The following is a 1090-nucleotide window of genomic DNA, read 5'->3' on the forward strand; positions in this document are numbered from 1 at the left end:
GGCGCTGTTCGCGTTGATTGTGGACGGGATGGTCATGCCATGGCCAACCTGAGCAATGACGCGGCTCCTGCGCCCGTTTGAGCGTTCCGCTCCAGCGCCCGGAACCAGCCCAGGTAGTTGGGCAGGTAGGACGTCGCCACGCCCCGGAATCGGGCGATCCAGCCCTTCAGGCGGCTGTGGTGGGCATTGACGTTCTGGACATGCCACGCGCCGCGCTGGCGCTCGCCCCGGAGAGTGTTCAGGGCGTGGTGTTCGATCCCCAGGTCCCGGGCGGCACTGGCCAGCATGGCGCTGCCGTCGGTGCACAGCACCGCGTCCGGGGCGACGGCCATGGGCAACACCGCCAGTATTCCGCGCTTGTTCCCCGCCGGTAGGACGTAGTCGGTCATCTGGCCATGGCGGTTCCGGGCCACGAACACGGGCACCTGCTCCGCGGACAGGCCGCGTTTGGCGCCCTGGCCGCCGCGTCGGCGGGCACGCCGGCCACCGCCGTGAAGGGTCAACTGCCGGCGCTGGCCCTTGAAGGAGCGGAGGAAGTACGCCTCGTCGGCTTCGACCACCCCGCCCAACTGCCGATCCCGGGTCTCCCGGGCCACGGCCAGGAACCGGTGGCGCCAACGGAAGGCCGTGGTGCGATGCACGCCCATCCGGGCGGCGGTCTTGCGGATGCTCAACCCGGCCTCCATGGCTTCGGCCTGCACCAACCACCGGTCGCGATGGCGAAGGCCCGCCAAGGCCGTTCCGGTCAGCGGATTGAACGTTTTCCCGCAGCCACGGCAGCGGAAGCGCTGGACGCCATTGGCCTGGCCATGTCGAACGATGCGAACGTCCGCGCAATGCGGGCAGGCCGTGGGAGTGCGTTCGGCCAACACACGCGCGACCAGATCCCGGGATCGCCGGCCCTGCAGTCTGGCCAGCACCTGCTCCTGCTGAGCGGGCGTCAGCCGCTCCGCCTCGGCCAGCCAGCGCTTGAGTTCACGTGCCCGCATACCGTCCTCTCCCCGCCCGAACACCTCAGGCCACGGGGAAAGCCTGCGCTCGGGCCGGCTCACCGACTGAGACGATCAACAATCAACGCGAACAGCGCCAA

Annotated in this window: 1 protein-coding gene; it reads right to left on the reverse strand. The window is 69.6% G+C overall.

The window, feature by feature from the left end:
* Positions 1-32: 32 nt before the first annotated feature.
* A complete protein-coding gene (locus FPV26_RS12560) occupies positions 33-989 on the reverse strand; it encodes an IS1595 family transposase (RefSeq protein ID WP_147654212.1) in 957 nt (318 codons plus the stop codon).
* Between the last annotated feature and the right edge of the window lie 101 nt (positions 990-1090).

The sequence above is a fragment of the Vulcaniibacterium gelatinicum genome (assembly GCF_008033445.1).
GTDB lineage: Bacteria > Pseudomonadota > Gammaproteobacteria > Xanthomonadales > Xanthomonadaceae > Vulcaniibacterium_B > Vulcaniibacterium_B gelatinicum.

Excerpts from the sequence above, each read along its gene's own strand:
- FPV26_RS12560 (WP_147654212.1), bottom strand. The coding sequence starts at position 989 with ATGCGGGCACGTGAACTCAAGCGCTGGCTGGCCGAGGCGGAGCGGCTG.